Origin of the sequence: Chamaesiphon sp. OTE_75_metabat_556 (genome assembly GCF_031378165.1) — a bacterium.
Taxonomy (GTDB): Bacteria; Cyanobacteriota; Cyanobacteriia; order Cyanobacteriales; family Chamaesiphonaceae; genus Chamaesiphon.
This window is the reverse complement of the sequence record NZ_JANNDR010000265.1, coordinates 1-17996: the sequence shown is the minus strand read 5'-3', so window position 1 is coordinate 17996 and position 17996 is coordinate 1. Positions and strand designations below refer to the sequence as shown.

16 protein-coding genes and 1 pseudogene are annotated in these 17996 nt (G+C 46.5%); 6 read left to right on the top strand and 11 right to left on the bottom strand.

Translation table 11 applies throughout. The features are described from left to right. The 4 genes from RMO27_RS10865 to RMO27_RS10850 all read right to left on the bottom strand — a co-directional run. A partial coding sequence (locus RMO27_RS10865) for a tyrosine-type recombinase/integrase (RefSeq protein WP_309732251.1) occupies positions 1 to 933 on the bottom strand: 933 nt, incomplete at its 3' end. 242 nt (positions 934 to 1175) lie between these two features. Then, the gene (locus RMO27_RS10860) at positions 1176 to 1856 is read right to left on the bottom strand and encodes a GDYXXLXY domain-containing protein (RefSeq protein WP_309732249.1); all 681 of its coding nucleotides are present in this window, start codon (positions 1854 to 1856) and stop codon (positions 1176 to 1178) included. 26 nt (positions 1857 to 1882) lie between these two features. Beyond that, positions 1883 to 3295, bottom strand: coding sequence for a DUF2157 domain-containing protein (locus RMO27_RS10855; protein ID WP_309732247.1), 1413 nt, complete (start codon positions 3293 to 3295; stop codon positions 1883 to 1885). Positions 3296 to 3550: 255 nt separating this feature from the next. Next, positions 3551 to 3715, bottom strand: a complete 165-nt coding sequence (locus RMO27_RS10850; RefSeq protein WP_309732245.1) for a hypothetical protein — start codon at positions 3713 to 3715, stop codon at positions 3551 to 3553. A 1124-nt stretch (positions 3716 to 4839) separates the two neighbouring features. Here RMO27_RS10850 and RMO27_RS10845 point away from each other — a divergent pair. Continuing rightward, positions 4840 to 5761, top strand: a pseudogene (locus RMO27_RS10845) (restriction endonuclease). A gap of 1190 nt (positions 5762 to 6951) precedes the next feature. Then, positions 6952 to 7935, top strand: a complete 984-nt coding sequence (locus tag RMO27_RS10835; RefSeq protein WP_309732240.1) for a tyrosine-type recombinase/integrase — start codon at positions 6952 to 6954, stop codon at positions 7933 to 7935. 139 nt (positions 7936 to 8074) lie between these two features. On the opposite strand, the gene cobJ is transcribed toward RMO27_RS10835, so the two are convergent. Both cobJ and RMO27_RS10825 read right to left on the bottom strand, forming a co-directional pair. Next, on the bottom strand, positions 8075 to 9751 hold the full coding sequence (gene cobJ / locus RMO27_RS10830; RefSeq protein WP_309732239.1) for a precorrin-3B C(17)-methyltransferase: 1677 nt from the start codon (positions 9749 to 9751) through the stop codon (positions 8075 to 8077). Positions 9752 to 9778: 27 nt separating this feature from the next. Next, a complete protein-coding gene (locus tag RMO27_RS10825; RefSeq protein ID WP_309732234.1) occupies positions 9779 to 9916 on the bottom strand; it encodes a hypothetical protein in 138 nt (45 codons plus the stop codon). Between the two features lie 71 nt (positions 9917 to 9987). On the opposite strand from RMO27_RS10825, the gene RMO27_RS10820 reads away from it, so the two are divergent. From RMO27_RS10820 to RMO27_RS10805, 4 genes are all read left to right on the top strand, one after another. Further along, positions 9988 to 11103: a glycosyltransferase family 4 protein gene (locus RMO27_RS10820; protein ID WP_309732232.1), complete on the top strand. Its 1116-nt coding sequence runs from the start codon at positions 9988 to 9990 to the stop codon at positions 11101 to 11103. Between the two features lie 250 nt (positions 11104 to 11353). Next, entirely contained in the window at positions 11354 to 12592 is a 1239-nt protein-coding gene (locus tag RMO27_RS10815) for an SDR family oxidoreductase (protein WP_309732229.1), read from the top strand. Between the two features lie 122 nt (positions 12593 to 12714). After that, positions 12715 to 14391 carry an aldehyde dehydrogenase family protein gene (locus tag RMO27_RS10810; protein ID WP_309732227.1) on the top strand — a complete coding sequence of 559 codons (1677 nt, stop codon included), beginning with the start codon at positions 12715 to 12717 and terminating at the stop codon, positions 14389 to 14391. Positions 14392 to 14524: 133 nt separating this feature from the next. Beyond that, complete coding sequence (locus tag RMO27_RS10805; RefSeq protein ID WP_309732225.1) at positions 14525 to 14773, top strand: hypothetical protein; 249 nt, start codon at positions 14525 to 14527, stop codon at positions 14771 to 14773. Positions 14774 to 14814: 41 nt separating this feature from the next. On the opposite strand, the gene RMO27_RS10800 is transcribed toward RMO27_RS10805, so the two are convergent. The 5 genes from RMO27_RS10800 to RMO27_RS10780 all read right to left on the bottom strand — a co-directional run. Then, positions 14815 to 15300: a hypothetical protein gene (locus RMO27_RS10800; protein ID WP_309732224.1), complete on the bottom strand. Its 486-nt coding sequence runs from the start codon at positions 15298 to 15300 to the stop codon at positions 14815 to 14817. A gap of 113 nt (positions 15301 to 15413) precedes the next feature. Next, positions 15414 to 16907: an NACHT domain-containing protein gene (locus RMO27_RS10795; RefSeq protein ID WP_309732223.1), complete on the bottom strand. Its 1494-nt coding sequence runs from the start codon at positions 16905 to 16907 to the stop codon at positions 15414 to 15416. Between the two features lie 169 nt (positions 16908 to 17076). Continuing rightward, on the bottom strand, positions 17077 to 17520 hold the full coding sequence (locus RMO27_RS10790) for a hypothetical protein (protein ID WP_309732222.1): 444 nt from the start codon (positions 17518 to 17520) through the stop codon (positions 17077 to 17079). Between the two features lie 102 nt (positions 17521 to 17622). Further along, a complete protein-coding gene (locus RMO27_RS10785) occupies positions 17623 to 17796 on the bottom strand; it encodes a hypothetical protein (protein ID WP_309732221.1) in 174 nt (57 codons plus the stop codon). Positions 17797 to 17804: 8 nt separating this feature from the next. Next, positions 17805 to 17996, bottom strand: a 192-nt coding sequence (locus RMO27_RS10780; protein ID WP_309732220.1) for a hypothetical protein, incomplete at its 5' end; no start/stop codon positions are given.

Genomic DNA, 17996 nt, shown 5'->3' with positions numbered 1-17996 from the left:
CACCTCCCCTTGGTGATGCCGCCGGTTATCGTCGTACCGCGTCAAAGTATTCAAATCCGCATGACGGCTCAACTTCTGCACCCGGCGGGTATCCCCATTCGTCGCATCCAAAGCCGCTGTAATCGCACTGTGACGCACGCGGTGGGGACTCATGACTTTGTAAATACCTGCGGCACTTCCTGTCTCTCTGACGAGATTATAGATCGCATTCCCACTCAATCGGTGTCCCTTAGTAGCCCGATCGAGGGTACAAAATAACGGCTCGCTGGCTTTGCATTTCCCCCGCAATGCTAACCACGCTTGAATCGCCTGTACCGACTGACGACTGAGATCGATCGGTTGACGTTGGACTTTCCCCTTACCAATAATCCACAACTTACACCCGATCGGATCGAAATCCTTGACATTCGCCTGACACACTTCCGCACGTCTGAGCGCGTTATCCCACAATAACCGCAGGATCGCATAATCTCTCACACCCTTGAGCGTCTGGCGATCGAATACCCCGATCATCCCCTGATACTCCGTCGGATTCACCCCCGAAGTATCCCGATAAGTCTCTACCCGCACCCCTTCGACATCTGCCAAATCGTAATGGCACTCCCCCACTTTGCGCGCATAACCCACCAAGCTTTTAATCGCCGCCAGTCGGGTATTAATCGTCGAAGGAGCCAACCCTTTATCGGTTAATATCCGCCGATACCTCAATACTAATGTCATCGCCTGATAGCGATCGAGTGCCAAAAATTCCCCGACTAAGGCTGGTGTCGGTGCCGCATTAGCAACCTGCATGAAAAAATCTACCAATGCCTTGGTATACGTCCGCCGCGTATTCGGCGAACGCCTGTCGGCAATTAGCTCCTGAAGCAAGTCCCGCTGGGCGATGTCTTGCAGGGAGAGGGGTGATGCGGCGATCGTGGAGAGTAGAGTCAAGGTAATTAATTCTCACCTTTGAGTAACCGGGTTGCCATCGATCTTACCCGAATACTTTGTCGGCGATCGATTCCTGTCACAAATGATCTAGCCCAAATTATCCATCGTCCCGAACAAACAATTAGTGCAATTACTTTCGCAGGAGGTCTATTATTTGTAACGATCGTAAATTTATAGCCAGATCAACAGCCAATAATCGATCCCAAACGCTCAAATGGGTTCTAAATAAGCAATTATTCACACTAAAAACGATAGCTTTTATTCCCCACCCACAGACTCACTGGCACCGGATGACCGTTGCTGTCGATCTTGACCTCCACCAGCAGTTTGCGTGGATTGCGACCGATCTCGCTATTTACGGTATCCTTTTGGGATTCGGGCATGTAGAATTTCTCAATTCCATAGCTAAGCTGGTTTCGCCACCAGCTAGATGCGGTGGTAAGAGTCCCTCGGATGGCAATCTGTCCAGTGGGTAAATTCGTCGGTCTTGTGGCTGAGACGGCGATTGCTGACGCAGACAGCAAGCTGTGCGGTCGAGCTACTCGTTGTCCTGCGGTGGATGGCAGCGCAAGCGTCACAAAAAATTCACCTGCCTTGGGCTTACTCTTACTATCTTTGAAAATGTTGCCGCCTGGGAGTTTTGCCAGCTTAGCGCGATCGGCAATATCGTAATTTAGTGTCTGATAATAACCACGTAGCAGATCGTAGGGATCGACTGGTACAGTTTGGAGAAAGACGGTAGTACCAGTATTGAGAGTATAAATCGCTGGAGCGGCGATCGTCGCCAAGAGCGCGAATTGTGCCCCCATTGCCAACCAAAAATTCCGGTAGGGAATGGGAGTGGGATCGAGTTCTGGCTGCGGAGCGGTATCGATTGCTGTCGCAGACGGCGAGCCGTTCGGTTTGAGTAGACTGTCTGACATAAATATATTTAAGTTGTAGATAAAATTTAGCTAACCAAGCGAAGCCGCCGCTCGAACCACACGCCCAGCGCGATCGTAACTGCGCCACTGGCGATAAATAGCAAGGCTTTGAGACTGAGATCGGTCTGAACGAAGGCAAACCAAGTCAAAATTCGCAACGACAATAATAGCCACCCGAAGTAAAATGCCCCGCGATCAGCGGTTTGTAAGCTAGTGCGAATACAGATGAGCGTGATCGCAGCCAATAAGAGGAAAAATATTGCTGGCAGCACAGTCCGAACAGTCAGAATCCACCAGATATCCCCTTTGAGTCCAACTGCCAGCAGTCCAGCAATACTCACACCCCAAGCCAAGACGAGCAAATCGGTGGGTTGCCATCGACTCGACAATCGCCACAGTGCCACCCACAAGCCGATCGTCACACCTACGAGTAGTAGAAAATCCCACGGTATACTATCTAAATATTTCTTGCCAACGACGAGGGAAGAATCCAAAGATAGGTAAAAACAGATCAAACTGCCAGAAAATACCGCCATCCGTTGACTGAACCGTGCAAATTGTGGTCGGTAAGCTGGAGTCGGAAAGTAGCCCTGAACCCTACCCGCCGCCCAAAACAGCAGGATCGGCAAGCTACAGCCCAAAATCACAGGCAACATATTGGTGGCGGCTCCAGATAAGATAAACTCGGTCTCAGGTGAGTACAACCCGATCCCCAGTGGGTAAGGCTTGAAACTGTAGTTATCTGCGGCAACCAGAAAAGCCGACAACCACGCGATCGCCCCTAGTGAGAAAATTAATGGCGATCGACAACGGTATGCTAAGGGGAGAAACATGACGATCGATAAGATCGGCATATACTCATACAACCCTTGCGCCCAAACTGGAGCGAGCGATCGCTCAGCGAAACCTGCCACTGCAGCACCCCAATAGCCACAACCCATTAGCGCGATCGAGATCGCACCCAGCGAGGGCAATTTCAGTGCATAAGCCATTAGCAGCACTCCGATCGCCCAACCCATAAATAAAATAAAGGTGTCGCCAGAAACATGAAATAATTGGGCGAGCAACGCCAGATCTGCCCCAAAAATTATCGACCCCAATACCAGCAAACCTTGTCCGAGGCGACGAGTCGGCGATTTTTGCCAGAGATAAAAGCCACCAGCATTTACGGCCAAGAGTGCGCCCAGCAACACGACGATCCGGTAGGGTTTGTCTAAATACTGCCAATTAAGCGCGACAAAGCTCAAAATCCCCAAGCCGATGAGGACGCCACCCAAGCCGATCATGGCACTGATAAATGTACCGCTGGCTTCGGCATCGAGACTGTCAAATTGATAGCGATCGGCTAGCTTGGCATGGAAGTCGCTATCGATGAAGCCTTCCGATCGCCAGCGATTAGCTTCTTGTCGTAAAGTCTGGCGAAATTTAACATTCTGCATCTTTCATCTAGCTATGCTTGTGTTGTGTTTCACCAATTGTCGCATCAAAATTCTCAGTAGCTATTCGCCCTTATGCCAGTTTTAAAATTGTCGATCTGACCGATTTTACCCATTCTGGGCAAACGCCGCGATCGCCAGCTCGAACTGTTTCACTCGATCTTGCTAGCAGTCGGCAATTTATAGCCATTCAACAACCGTTCCGAATCTGAAGGCTGCACCAATCCTTGCAACGGCTCGGATCGATTTTGGTTATAGTTATCCACCTCTCGATCGATCCGCTGCCGAATTAATTCCCGCGCCGTAATCCGTTGCGTCGAGATCGTCAGTTGCCCAGTTTCGATCTACCTTTGAATCTTCACTAGCTTGACGATGGCTCGCCAACTCCTGGGAATTAGTACGCAGGTACGAGGCAATCGTCACGCTCACTTTTTTGCTCGAATCCTCACTTTCGATCGCGCCAGCGAGTAGTTTGGCGATCGTCCCTACCTACCTTTTCTTTCGATCATCTCGATTTCCTGCATTTCATAATTTAATCAAAATAAATATGATTATTCTCTATATTTACACTTCTTTCTTAATATAACATATTTAGTATTTAAATTCATAGTTATTTTTTAAATATGCTTTTATTTTTAAACACGACCTTAGAAATAAATTTAACGTTGTCTTCAAAAAGAACCGATCGAGGGGCAGGCTCGATCGTTGAAATTTCAGGGAGCGATGGATTTCGATCGCCAGTTATGTAATACCCGAATCTTAAATATTACACGGCAATTATTATGAAGTGGGAGTGTTCGGGGTAGGCGATCGCCAATGCTTGTTTTGTTAGGGTGCGATCGAGTCGCAGCATAGCTGCATAAACACTTTGGTGAAGAGTTGTCCAACCAAATCCAAAAAATCAACAAATATCCTCTCGAAGGGGTCTAGATTCGCCTTGAACGCCCTTTAGTCGATTTGAATGAGCAAGTAGTCAAAACCGATATTAGATGGCGAATTAAGCCCATTTAACGGGGATTTGAATCGATCCCTTCAAATAGCCTCATCTCCATTTGATCGAGGCTACAAGGACGATCGAACAACCTTCATCAAGATGGCCTAGCTACAAACCCGACTTCCCGCATCAGTCAGGTTTGTAGCTAGGCTGCTGACTTTGTTGGTTTTCGGGTAATTTTCCCAAAAATTATTAGTGTTATTTTTCATAGTTGAAAAACGGCTGTAACAGCCGTTTTTCAACCAAAGCGACCAACACATTTTCTGCATGAACCCTGATGGGCTAAAGGGTACAGAGTCAACAGCCTAGTTTGTAGCCGTAACGGTCGATCGACAAAACAGCTCGATCGATACCACTCAGACACAAACATCATCCCAAAGCGGTCTATTTCCGCCTTGAAGGCGATCGATTAGCTCGAAATATGGAAGTAGTCATAAACGGGCTTCCGCAGCTATAAAGGTCAATTTAGAGTTAGTTGTGCAGATCTCGGCAAACTGAGAATTACACCCAGTAAAGGGGGAACCATAACTCTTGAGTAGTTCCCTCGTTTCCCATGTCTATTCCCGATTACCAGACAATTATGCTCCCCTTGCTCGAACTTGCTAGCGATGGCAAGGAGCATAAGATATCCGATGCCATTGAGCATCTGGCTACCTACTTTAATCTCACCGATGCCGAACGCCGAGAACTACTCTCTTCTGGCAAACATACTAGATTTAATAATTACGTTCGTTGGGCTTGTACTCATCTTAGGAAGGCAGGGCTATTAAGCACCCCTTCTCGCGGTAGGTTTCAGATTACCCCAAGAGGTTTGGATACCCTGGCTCAAAAGCCATCCCGACTTGATGTTAAGTATCTCAGACAGTTTCCCGAACACTCTGAATTTGTAGGTGCGACGACTCCTAACTCAACGCATACAGGATCTAATCCTGCTCTCGATTTTGTTGCTAATCTCGAACAACCCCCTGATGAGGTGATGGAATTAGCCCATCGAGAACTACGCCAGAATCTCGCCCAAGAACTTCTAGAACGGATTAAAACAGCCTCTCCCGCCTTCTTCGAGCGACTGGTGATCGAACTCCTGGTCAAGATGGGTTATGGCGGTTCCTTGGTAGATGCCGGGATGGCAATTGGCAGGACAGGAGATGAAGGAATCGATGGAATTATTAAGGAAGATCGACTCGGTTTGGATGCGATTTATATCCAAGCAAAACGCTGGAATAACACCGTCGGTCGCCTGTGAAATTCAACAGTTTGTCGGTGCCTTAGCGGGCAAGGGAGCGCGGAAGGGAATCTTCATTACAACCTCAAAATTCTCAGAACAAGCCAAGTCTTATTTGCCTGCCAATGTGAAGGTGGTTCTCATCGATGGAGAACAGCTTGCAAGCTATGCAATTGAGGTAAATCTCGGCGTTTCGGTTGTGTCTGAATACCAGATTAAACGGTTGGATTTGGATTATTTTGACGGTGAGTAATTAAGGTTGCTTTTACGGTCGGTTGAGATATTCGTTCGATAGTTACTGTGATGAAAATTGAATCAAAATCTGGAACGTTATCGATCGAGTGACTGGGGCTGACGTGGGGATGGATTAAGAATGTGAAAAGATGCATTATCACACCCTTAATTGTTCAAACTCACTAACAGCAAGCATTACCAGCCTCAATATTGATCTGCACTTTCTGGCTCTAAATCCAGGTGATCGCCTTATTGATGGGCGTATTCTGACAGCAATCGAGCTGAAAATGTATATTAATAACGTCTGAATTAGGTTCAGTTTGATCGTCAAAAATAGGTGTTTGAATTAGAGTAGAATAATCTAAATTGATGTGAGACTTCTTGGTCAAACTATTTCTGAGAATCATCAAAATCCGATCTAGTATGCCTCGATCTCAATCGTTCACTGCGCTGAAGTAGAGAATCGTGGGTAAATCTAATTTAGACCCCTATCTAATCATGCTCAAGCTTCATTACAGATCGAACACTTTTTATCCTGTATTTTGATCCTTGAGTCAGTCGAGATATCTAAATCATCGCTCTTGCCGAATCCTAAATCGAGAAACAAGGGTTCGAGTCAATCGGGCGCGGAAATCGAGGGAGGGAGAAAGGGGAATCAGGTACCGATAAATACACTTATAGGTACCTGATTTCACTGCCCCAATTTCTACCCATTTCATCATCTGCTCGTAATCTTCTCGGCACCCTCTCTGTTGAGTATTCCCAAATCGATCGATGGATCAGCAGATTAGATCGATTACCAACAAATCTCCATTCCTGGCAGGTGATGGTTCTCCAACAGCTAACTTATTTAAGATCGTCAGCTTGATTATGAATGCGCTTTTTAGAATTAAGTATATTTTCTGAATTTAAATGCATTTATTTAAATCAAAAACGTGTATTAAAAACATCTATATTAATTTGCGCTAAATATGTTTTTACAGGATAGTTGTTCAATTTGATCGAGATTGTCAAGAAAAGGTATCGATAGGTCGGAAATCGACAGAGCAGATCGCACCGTGAGTAGAGATCGATCGAGGATTGAGAATGGCCGGAGCAAATCGAACGGCAGGTAAGTCTCGCAAACGTGAGAACTTGCTGTTTTGTTGCAGAGCGTGACATCGCTAGCAGATATTTCATACAATGGTGGAGATCGCTACTTTTGTGCAGATGGTTACTACCACCGAGCAACAGACAGAGACAGTTGTGGAAATCGACTGCGATGCATTGATTGGCGTCTTCACCAACTTCTTGCAATTTGATGTTGCCAATGGTGGTGCTAGTGGCGATACGATCGTCACGTACTGGACGCAGGTAAAACAGTATTTAGAATGGTGTCGCGAGAGTAACGTCGATCCGCGTGAGGCGACACGGGAGACGATTAAGGTCTATCGGTGGTGGTTGGCAGAGCGGGGGTATAAGCCAAAAACGATCGCTGTTAAATTGACGGCAGTGAGTCGGTTGTACGATGCGGCGGTAGAATATGGATTGATTGGTGGTAATCCCGCTTGGGGAGTTAAACCACCGACAGAATCGATCGATCCGGCGGCGAAAATCACCTATCTCGAACAGGGCGAAGCGACGATCCTGCTCAAATCGATCGACAATAGCAGTGCTTTGAAAACCTGGCGGGATAAATTATTGCTCGGCGTGATGACCCTCGAAGGGACGCGGACGGTCGAGATGCATCGTCTGAATATCGGGGATGTGGTGCGGCAAGGCGAGCGGGTCGGGGTGAAAGTTAGTAGTAAGCGACACCTGCGGGTTGTCCCCTTAACTCCCCAGTTAGCGCAGCTCATGGAAGGGTATTTAACCGAGCGGCGGGGATCTGGATTTGATTGCCTGGTGGATAGTCCGCTGTTGATCAATCTGAGTAATTACGGTCGCGGGGAACGATTATCGCGACGGGGGATTCGGCAGGTGGTGGATAAGTACCTCCAAGCGACGAATCTTAAATATCTGGAAGGACGAACGCTCTCGGCGCATAGTTTACGGCATACAGCGGGGACATTAGCCCTGCGGAATGGGGCGACCTTGCGACAGGTGCAAGATTTGCTGGGTCATGCAGATCCCCGCACTACGGCGATTTATGCTCACGTTGGGGATCGCTGGGAAAATAATCCGGCTTTGAAAGTCGGGATCGATCTACTTTAGAGATCGAGGAGAAGACGATCAACCAGTTGCAATATTTTCGCCAAGCAATAGAGGACGACGATCTCTGGAGTGATGTCCGATCTCCTCATCACCAACACTTCCTGCTCAGATCGAATCGAGCAAGCGAGCAAATTTTAGCCTATTGGTAAGATCGCGGCGTGTACACCCAATTAGTACCATCCGCGCGCGGAATTAGTTTTGTTTGACTCGAACCGATTAAAATTACCGTCCGCATATCCGCCGACTCTGGAGCGAGTTCGGCTAAAGTAATCACCTTCACTTCCTGTCCAGATCTGCCCAGATTGCGGGCGAGCATGACTGGGGTATTAGCCCGTCGAAACTTCAGGAGGATTTCCTTAGCTGCGGCTAATTGCCAGCTCCGCTGACTCGAAATCGGGTTGTAGAAAGCGATCGCCAAATCTGCGGCAGCTACTGCCGCAATCCTGGCGGCGACTACTTCCCACGGTTTGAGCAGATCCGACAGGGAGATCGCACAAAAATCGTGTCCCAGTGGGGCACCCACACTGGCAGCAGCGGCTTGCATCGCCGAGATTCCGGGGTTAATCTGGAGATCGATCGTTTGCCACTCTGGTTGGGCTTCTCGATCGAGGACTTCTAGGACAGCGGCTGCCATCGCAAAGATCCCCGGATCGCCAGAAGAGACTACGACGACATTTTTACCGCTGGCAGCTAGATCTAGGGCTAATCTGGATCGATCGAGTTCGACCCGATTATCGGAGCCGTGGCACTCTTTACCCACTGCCAAATCTTTGACTAAATCTAAATAGGTGTGATAGCCGACTAAATCCGTGGCGGCCAGAATTGTCTGGCGGACTTGTGGGGACATCCACTCTGCCGAGCCGGGGCCAGTACCAATGACAGTAAGTTTACCTTGAGGTTGACCGATCGAGTCAGGATTTACAGGTGCGATCGCGCGGAAGATCGTCAGATGGAGATCTTGACTAACGACAGTCAGATCGGACTGCCATTGGGTTGATTCGACTAAGCGAATTGGCAGCTTTAAACTTTTGCCAATTCCAGCAATTGCTGCCCCTGTAATACTCTTGGGTAGAACGATACAGGAGATCGCCGGGATCGCCAGATCGGCGGTAGCCAGTTGCGTGGTAATCACCTCGATCCATTCAGGTGCTGTAAATTGTGCGGGTCGATCGATCGCCAGCACGAGACTAGTCGGATGATAAACTAACCGCGTGGGACTACCCACAATCGATCGGGTAGTGACCGTAATCGTCCGCTCTCCCTGTGTCGTAAACGGCAGATCGCTCGCCAGTAGCCACGGTGCCTCACCATCCAAACTCACACTCACCCCCGCAATCAGATCGGCGATCAAAGTTTTGACATGTTCGTGGTTGGCTAACTTATAGCCAGTCGGCGGATCTGGTAGAACGGTATTAAACTGGATCTTCCCAGTTGTCGTAATCGCCGGACGAATATTCAAAGCTGCGGCAATTTGTTCGGCGAGTTCGTTGACCCCCGTCATCCCACCTAATAACGGTACCACCGCACTACCATCGGCGGCTACCGCCACCACCGGCGGTTCCGTCTTGGTAGCGGTCAACATCGGTGCCAGCGTCCGAATCAAAATGCCAGCGGCACACAACCCAATGATCGGCACGCCGTCACGATATAATTGCCGCACCGTATCGCCAAAATTGGTAAAACTCACATCGACATCGGTAGTTCTACCTGCCAGCCCATATAATTGCGCCCCGGGGATAACTGTGAGCAATCGCCGCGCGGTGGGTACGCTAAGTTGGTTGATGACGATCGCAATAGGCGTGGGTCGAGCGAGCATGATTTAACAGATGACGGTCTTCTTATCTTATCGCTCGATCGGACGATAAAATATTAATGCTCCCCAGCCCCATGACAGCCGATAAATTACGTTACTTCCAGATTTAATCGCGGTCGATGCGATCGACAAACCAAATCCGATCGCGATCGCATCCTCAACCAGCATTTAACTTGATAATATTGTCGCTTCTAGCTGTTGCCATACTTCAAATCGATTATTAACTCCTCATTTTAGCTATGCCACAGATCGCCCGCACAACTATTTTATATGTCATTACAAAATCTGAATTAGGTGGTGCTCAAGCACATGTCTACGATCTGATGCGATCGCTCCATCGAGATTATGATGTCCATCTAGCCGTCGGTGCGCCAGGAGTACTTACCGAAAAGGCGATCGATTTAGGAGCTAAAGTCCATATTATTAATAATTTAAAGCGCAGTATCAACCCTACTAGCGATTTGCGATCGATTCAAGAATGTATCGGGATTATCAAACTCGTCAAACCCGATTTAGTGCATTGCCATAGTAGTAAAGCTGGCGTCGTCGCCCGATTAGCGGCTTGGATTTGTCGGGTGCCCGTTATCTTTACCGCACATGGCTGGGGCTTCGATCCCAGATCGCCAAGGCTTCAGCGCAATATCGCTTTGGGAGTCGAAAAAGCCATGTCGCCGATCTCGACCAAAATTATTTGTGTCTCCGAAAGCGATCGCCAATTAGCAATTGCTTTGAAAGTTACGTCGCCCGAATTAGCCGTAACTATTCATAATGGCATTGCTAATCAGGCGATCGCGACAGCGGTACCAGCACGACAACCAGCGAGATTAATCATGGTCGCCAGATTCAATCGCGCCCAAAAAGATCAGCATACACTCATGCAAGCGATCGCCAAATTAACAGAACCAATCAAGCTAATTTTCGTCGGTACTGGCCCCGATTGGGAAGCTAGTAAAACTATGGCTAAGGATTTAGGTATTACCGATCGAGTTGCATTTTTAGGCGATCGATTGGATGTCCCCGATTTATTAGCTGATTCGCAGATTTTTGTCTTGAGTACGCATTATGAAGGTGCGCCGATTAGTATCTTGGAAGCCATGCGTTGTGGCTTGCCAATTATTGCGACAAATGTCAATGGCATTCCCGAACAAGTCGCCGATGGTGTCACGGGGTTACTCGTACCGCATCAAGATGTCGATGCGTTGGCGTTGGCGATCTCGACGTTAATTAAAGATCCCGATCGTCGCCAGCAAATGGGTATAGCTGGAAAACACAAGTTTGCTAAAGAATTTACGGCCGAACAAATGGTCGAGAAAACCGAATTACTCTATCGATCGATCTTGGTAAACAGTAAGTAAAGAATCTATTTAATCGGATTTTGGGAGTGCAGAGTTACTTCGGCGATCGACTTGGGAATAATAGTTAAGCAAGGGATATATTTGACAGAGTGAGAGGTTGACAATAGCTACAATAGCACGATTCTAAAGCAAGCTATTCGATCTCAACAGCTCTGCACTTGTCGATACATTAACTGTATTTAATATAGATTTAAATACAGTTAATACCCATGTCTGAAGTTGATAACTTAGTAAAAATAGCCGCCTCAAAATGAATATTGTTTTAACTGGAGCTACTGGATTGCTCGGTAGAAATTTATTGTTTGAATTTATCAAACAATACATCAACGATCTAGACAGCTTAAGTATTATTTTACTCGGCCGGAAAGAAGCAAGCACCACACTCCAAGAACGGATTAACAAGATCGTCCTAGAAGATGGATTTTCTTATATAGGAGATCGGTACAATGACAATATTCAAGAATTTGCCAGAGCCAGAATTCATTGTATAGAAATAGATTTAAATGGAGAAGATTTGCACATATCCACAGCGGATATATATAAACTAAAAGCCAGATCGATAGATTTCTTTTTTCACATAGCCTCTGTCACAGATTTTAGAGATTCAGAATCTGTAAAAAATCTATTGTGGGAATCTAACATTAAGGGAACAGAGCGGATTTTAAGCTTAGTTAAGCAATTGGATGTTCAGGAATTTTGCTATGTTAGCTCTGCTTACTGCTGCGGTCAGACTTCCGGCGAAATCATGCCAGATTATATTAATCTTAACCAAGAATTTAGAAATCCCTATGAATTATCTAAGCTAAAAGCAGAGATAATCACTAGAGATTTTGCCAAGGAGCATGGAATTAGATATAGATGCTTCCGACCTTCAACTATTAGCGGCAGACTGATCGAACATCCGCTAGGAACGATCGACAAATTTGATGTTTTCTATGGATGGGGTGCTTTTTGGCTACATTCTAAATTAAGGAAAATTGAAAATATAGATCGAGCATATACTGATAGAATCACTTTAAATGCTAGAATCTATGCTGCTAGAAATAGTGGGTTAAATATTGTGCCTGCTGATTATGCCGCCAAGGTGATGTATGAAGTTTGTGCCCAAAGAGATTGTGGAGAGAGTTATCATATTGTGAATAATGAAGAAACACAACACGATTTTTACCTTGCAGAAATTTGCCGCTCGTTAAATATTGAAGGCATTGAATTTGTAGATATTATGCCAACCGATTTGAATCAAATAGAGAGTTTTTATTATAAAACTGTCGGCAGGATCTTCGCCGGATATTTATCTTCACAACCGATGCTATTTAGCACCACAAATCTAGAGAGTGTTCTAGCTAAGTCAAATCTTGCTTGTCCTAAGATTGATCGTACTAACTTTGGCATTTTAATGAATTTTGCCATAAACAACAACTTTGGAATTAACTTGAGTAAATTCACTCGCACTCAAAAAATGGAGCAGAGGGAACGACAAAAAGTCTAGAGATTGTTAGATTTTTGAATGATATTTAAGTAGGTAGGCTAAATCAAATATAAGATAGTTCTAACTAAAACCTTGCCGTAGTTCAGAACCATTGTAAATTTCATTGCACCGACCTACTTATTATGACTATTCCGGTATCGATATCAGCCACGACATTAGATGAGATCGAGCGGGCGATCTTCAATCTCCATCACCATCGAAATAGGTGGGCACAAACTACAATTACCCAACGATTAGTATATCTCCAAAGTTGCCTCGATCGAACTATTACCGTTGCCGATGATTGGATGACAGCCGCGTGTCAAGCCAAAGGGGTCGATCCGCAATCATCGCTTGCTGGAGAAGAATTAGTGACAGGAGCGATCTCGACAGTCCGGAATATGCGCCTGTTGATGAATAGCCTTCAAGCTGGCGGACAATTGTCTCCTCCGAAAATTTGGCAACGGGAAAATGGACAATTTGTCGCCGAAGTATTACCAGCCCATCCGATCGATCGATTACTATATCTCGGCTATCGAGCAGAAGTATGGCTAGAACCAGGAGCAGCACCCACTCAAGCCCAGATCTATCGCGAACCGACGGCGAGCAAGGTTGCTTTAATTCTCGGTGCTGGAAATCTCTCGTCGATCGTGGCGATGGATGTGCTCTCGAAGTTATTTAGCGAAAATCAAGTCGCGATCGTCAAGATGAATCCCGTGAATGCTTATATGGGCGAGTATTTAGCCCAAGCCTTCGCGCCATTAGTGCGGGACGGTTTTCTCGAAATTGTCTATGGCGGTGTCGAAGTTGGCAAGTATCTGTGCCAACATCCGCAGATCGAGACAATTCATATTACTGGTTCCCATAAAACCCACGATGCGATCGTCTGGGGTGCCACTGAGATCGAGCAACAACAATCCAAAGCGGCTCATTATCCCCGGATTACCAAACCGATTACTTCCGAACTCGGCTGCGTCACACCGATTTTAGTCGTTCCTGGTAAATGGTCGCAAGCCGATCTCACTTTCCAAGCTCGTCAGGTTGCGGGGATAGTCACTCAGAATGCCAGCTTTAATTGTGCATCGGGGCAGGTACTCGTCACCGCATCTGGTTGGGCGCAGCAAGCCGAATTTTTAGCCGCCGTCAAACGGGAATTGGCCGCGACACCCGCGCGGCAAGCCTACTATCCAGGTGCCCAAGATCGCTATCAAGCCTTTCTAGACAGCTACCCCCAATCCGAGCCACTAGGGACGCGCACGCCAGCGATCGTCCCCTGGACTATCATTCCCGATGTACCGCCCATAGCGGGCGAATATGCCCTGACTGAAGAGGCATTTTGTGGTGTGTTAGCCGAGGTTTCGATTGAGGCTCAAACCGCCGCCGATTTCCTCACTAAAGCCGTCGAATTTGCCAACGATCGCGTCTGGGGTACGCTCTCCTGTACGCTGCTCGTCGATACTCAGACACAGAAGAAATACGATCGAGAGTTGGATACTGCGATCGCTCATCTCAAGTATGGCGCGATCGGTGTAAATATCTGGTCGGGAATGCTCTTTTACTTTGGTTCCACAACTTGGGGGGCATATCCTGGCAATACTTTGGCAGATATCGGTTCGGGGATTGGGTTCGTCCACAATAGCTATCTATTCGATCGACCCCAGAAGTCGGTGGCGTATGCGCCGTTTCGGATTTTCCCGACACCAGCTTGGTTTGCGACGCACCAGAATCTGTTGGGGATGGCGCGACAATTGCTCAAGTTTGAAGCTTATCCCAGTTGGCAAAATCTGCCAGGGGTGGTGATGGCGGCGTTGCGGGGTTAGGGATGTTGCGGAGATCTACCCACCCCGCCCTGTGGGCACCCCTCCCTGGAGGGGATTTTTTATAGTCAATCTAATGATAATTGATCGATGACTGTTTGTTATAATTGTTGAATATCCTCATCGAAATCGACTTATGCTGTCTCAAAGTCAGAGTCAAGCTAACTCGCTCAAGCCTTTTTTAAATCATGCTGGAGCGACAACTATCGAGCAGATTGAAAAAAATCAAGAAGCGATCAAATTATTAAGAACTTGGTTGTCTGAAGAAGTTCCAGCAACTGAATTAGCAGCGCGTCAATCCTATTTAGCCGAACTCAAACAAACGATCGATCGTCAACGTCTACCAGGTTCTAAGTTATATAGTGCAACACGATCGTTTTCTTAGATACTGGCATACAAATTGAGATCGACAGAGATAATTTCAGGTTAGTGGTTTGACTGGGCAAAATGGTCGAGCAATTCGCGGTGTAAGAAGCGATAGCTCCCACCGACGCGCAGGAGCAAGCGTCGCTCGACGCAGTAGTTCAAGAAGCGGGCAAAATCCCAGGGCAGACCATTTTTCGCCAAGACAATTCGCAGAGAAAAGTGTTGAATAAAGGCTGCTCCAGCTTGAGTTAATCCCAAGAACAGCCCTGCCAATATACACGAGATATCAATTACAAATGCATCAATGAATGATGGTGTTGTCGTTGGATTAAATCCCAGGGAATGGAGAAAAATATAGATTTTTCCTTTCATCACAAAAGCACATAAGGCTAGTCCAATTCCGCCTACATATGCAAAGCTCAGTGCATGCTTAAGAGATCTCCAAGTACCTTCATTTGGTCGGGTTGTTTTTTGTAAATTTGGACCGCTTATTTCCCAGATAACTACCAAAAATACTGCAATAATTAGATTTACTTCTAGAGGCATAGGGAATAGTTGATTGTATATCAACAAACATGCAATGCTTAGTATTGACCAAGTAATGCATCCAATTGCAATTGTGCCTACGATCGACTTGACTATTTTTTTAGTGGATAAATTCAATGTTTCCACCGGATCGATGAGATCGGATCGATGAGATCGGATCGACCAATAGTTAAACATGCCCATAAACCAAGGAAAAATGCAAAAAATACACTAACAATCAAACTAACTAGCCCAGCTATTGTTGAATTTTTTGTTTGGATGTACATGTTTGCAAAGATTATAGCTCCGACAATTATCCCCCCTGCCAAACCAAAAAATAATCCTATTAATAGAGCATAGATTAGTTTGTCCAACCAACTATCTAATAAATTTCGCTGCATTCGCTCAATTAAGAACACGACATTACCATTAGCTTGCAAATTATATGCCAGCCAATGAAGATGACTGCGAGCTTTCTTCCAGTCTGGTTCCAGTTTTACTGTTTTATATTCCCACTTATACTTATTCAATTCCTTGCGTCGATCGATCTCTCGCCGATCGAATGATAACTGTCGATCGATATACTTATCTAACAAATCCGCCTTACTACTAATCTGCTGCTGTGGATCGTACACATCCGCCACCAGCTTCACAAACAACGGCAGCCGCAATAAACCAGGATCGCCCTCTGTAGTCGGTGCCAACATGGCTTGAAGGTATGGAGTAGTCTGAATCGCCTCCCACAATTCTGGACGCTCTAGACTGCCAAGATAATCCTGAATTTGCGAATCGGATAATGACTGGAGACACACCGCACCTCTGAGATTTCGCAACTTGATATCTACCGCCTCAAATTCCTTGACGCGGCAACATACCACCATCTGCGGGTAATGCTCGGCAAACTCATTCAGCTTTTGGGTACATTTCTTCTGTCGCTCTAACCCCAACTCATCCAACCCATCTAATAACGGTAATAATACCTGTCGCTCTAGCCATTGCTCGTAGAATTTAGCTTTGCGACTTCCGCCATGCAAATCGTATAGTTGCTCGATTAACCAATCTTGAATACTTTGCTTGTCATCTCGCCAAGTCGAAAGCTCGAAGATGACTGGAATTACCGTTTTTGGTTGGGAGATCGCCCCACATACCAATTGTTCTGCCAAGCTCAATAATGCGGTGGTTTTCCCCGCTCCTGGCGCACCTAAAATCAAGAGTTTGCCTTTGATATCATCGCGCCCAAATGTCTCAATTAATAGGCGATCGGGATTTAATATACCGCAATTTTTACCGTCAATCTGCAAGATTCGATCGGCTGCTAATGGCGATCGATTTACCCATTTTTGTTGCTCTTCGATCGATACATCCATTAAGATGCGATCGCGTCCCAATGTATCCGTTAAACGTTTGCGGATCTCTGGTAACTGCTTTTGTTCGAGCAATTTTAGCCCCCACTCCCAATCCACTTGAGATCGATCGGATTGAGGAAATAGCTTTAGGAAAGTATTCTCGATAATGACTTGATTGTCATGGCTATTTAGAAAGCTAACAGCATCTCGCCCAGCTTGATTTTGCTGAACATTGCTACGATCGATCGAGCTACCGTCAATATTTTGCTGTTGCGAAGCCATTGCTGTTGCTGGTGATGAATTCCATTCGATCAATAAATGCGGAGGTTATTTGCCCTCTCCCCCAGCCCCTCTCCCAAGTTTGGGAGAGGGGAGTAAGATTCCGATCCCCCTTCTCCCAAGTTTGGGAGAAGGGGTTAGGGGATGAGGGCAAATAACCATGGCAACCAACCTACATCCCGATAAATTTAGCAGCAACTCCGAGCCAAGGTGCGATCGCTTTAAAGACTTCCTGTCCGTTTTGCCAGAGACTCTTTCCGGCTTCTGTAGAGTCTTTCATCATTTTGAGCGTCTCACTGACTTGCTTGAGATTTTGCCCGACTAATTCTTTACTACCGCCTTCCTTGGCTGCCTCGCGCTTGGCAGGGCGCAGATAGTCTAATAGTTCCTCTTGTTGGGCTGGCTCCACTTTGGCGGCTTTGATAGCGGCTTCTAGAGTCTCCAACTGCTTGACTACTTCGGCACTTGTCATTTGCTGGGATGTTTCCAGATTGCCGGATTGAGCTTGGTGGAGATCGCGCCCCGCTTGTGCTTGTTGCACCACGCCACCATTGACGGTGACACCGCTGATGGTTTGCGATTGGGTTGGTTGGGCTGGCTGCTTTTTACCAAACATAGATTTTATTGCCGAGAGCATTATTCTCTATAATACAAACTATTTTCAGCGGCTGCTGGCAATTCGATCGAGGCTATTGCACTCTGACAAGATTCACCGCAGCTACTTACGGTTGGCGTACCAGACATAGACAAAAGCTAAGACTTGGAGCGGCACCATAATCATCATTTCCTTGGCAAAGATATTGGCATCCGATCCCGATACTAAGGTGAAATAGCCCATGCTCGCAGTCGCAGGTAGCAATAGTAATAATAATTTGGGCTTAAACTTTGCCATGCGATTTTCTAGAGAGCTGTAGTCACAATAATGGAATTGAGGCGGAGGAGATAATAAATGCTAAAAGCGATCGAGATCGCCATTTGCAGGCGCGAATTAGTCAACCACTTGAGATAAAAAGTGTGGTGATGGTACCCCGATTTTAGCTCCCAGATCCAATGGAATAACATCAAACCTAAACAACCAAATAATAACGGTGC

Coding starts and splice junctions, on each gene's coding strand:
- RMO27_RS10860 (WP_309732249.1), bottom strand. CDS start 1,856: ATGTCAGACAGTCTACTCAAACCGAACGGCTCGCCGTCTGCGACAGCA.
- RMO27_RS10855 (WP_309732247.1), bottom strand. CDS start 3,295: ATGCAGAATGTTAAATTTCGCCAGACTTTACGACAAGAAGCTAATCGC.
- RMO27_RS10835 (WP_309732240.1), top strand. CDS start 6,952: ATGGTTACTACCACCGAGCAACAGACAGAGACAGTTGTGGAAATCGAC.
- cobJ (WP_309732239.1), bottom strand. CDS start 9,751: ATGCTCGCTCGACCCACGCCTATTGCGATCGTCATCAACCAACTTAGC.
- RMO27_RS10825 (WP_309732234.1), bottom strand. CDS start 9,916: ATGCTGGTTGAGGATGCGATCGCGATCGGATTTGGTTTGTCGATCGCA.
- RMO27_RS10820 (WP_309732232.1), top strand. CDS start 9,988: ATGCCACAGATCGCCCGCACAACTATTTTATATGTCATTACAAAATCT.
- RMO27_RS10815 (WP_309732229.1), top strand. CDS start 11,354: ATGAATATTGTTTTAACTGGAGCTACTGGATTGCTCGGTAGAAATTTA.
- RMO27_RS10810 (WP_309732227.1), top strand. CDS start 12,715: ATGACTATTCCGGTATCGATATCAGCCACGACATTAGATGAGATCGAG.
- RMO27_RS10805 (WP_309732225.1), top strand. CDS start 14,525: ATGCTGTCTCAAAGTCAGAGTCAAGCTAACTCGCTCAAGCCTTTTTTA.
- RMO27_RS10800 (WP_309732224.1), bottom strand. CDS start 15,300: ATGCCTCTAGAAGTAAATCTAATTATTGCAGTATTTTTGGTAGTTATC.
- RMO27_RS10795 (WP_309732223.1), bottom strand. CDS start 16,907: ATGGCTTCGCAACAGCAAAATATTGACGGTAGCTCGATCGATCGTAGC.
- RMO27_RS10790 (WP_309732222.1), bottom strand. CDS start 17,520: ATGTTTGGTAAAAAGCAGCCAGCCCAACCAACCCAATCGCAAACCATC.
- RMO27_RS10785 (WP_309732221.1), bottom strand. CDS start 17,796: ATGGCAAAGTTTAAGCCCAAATTATTATTACTATTGCTACCTGCGACT.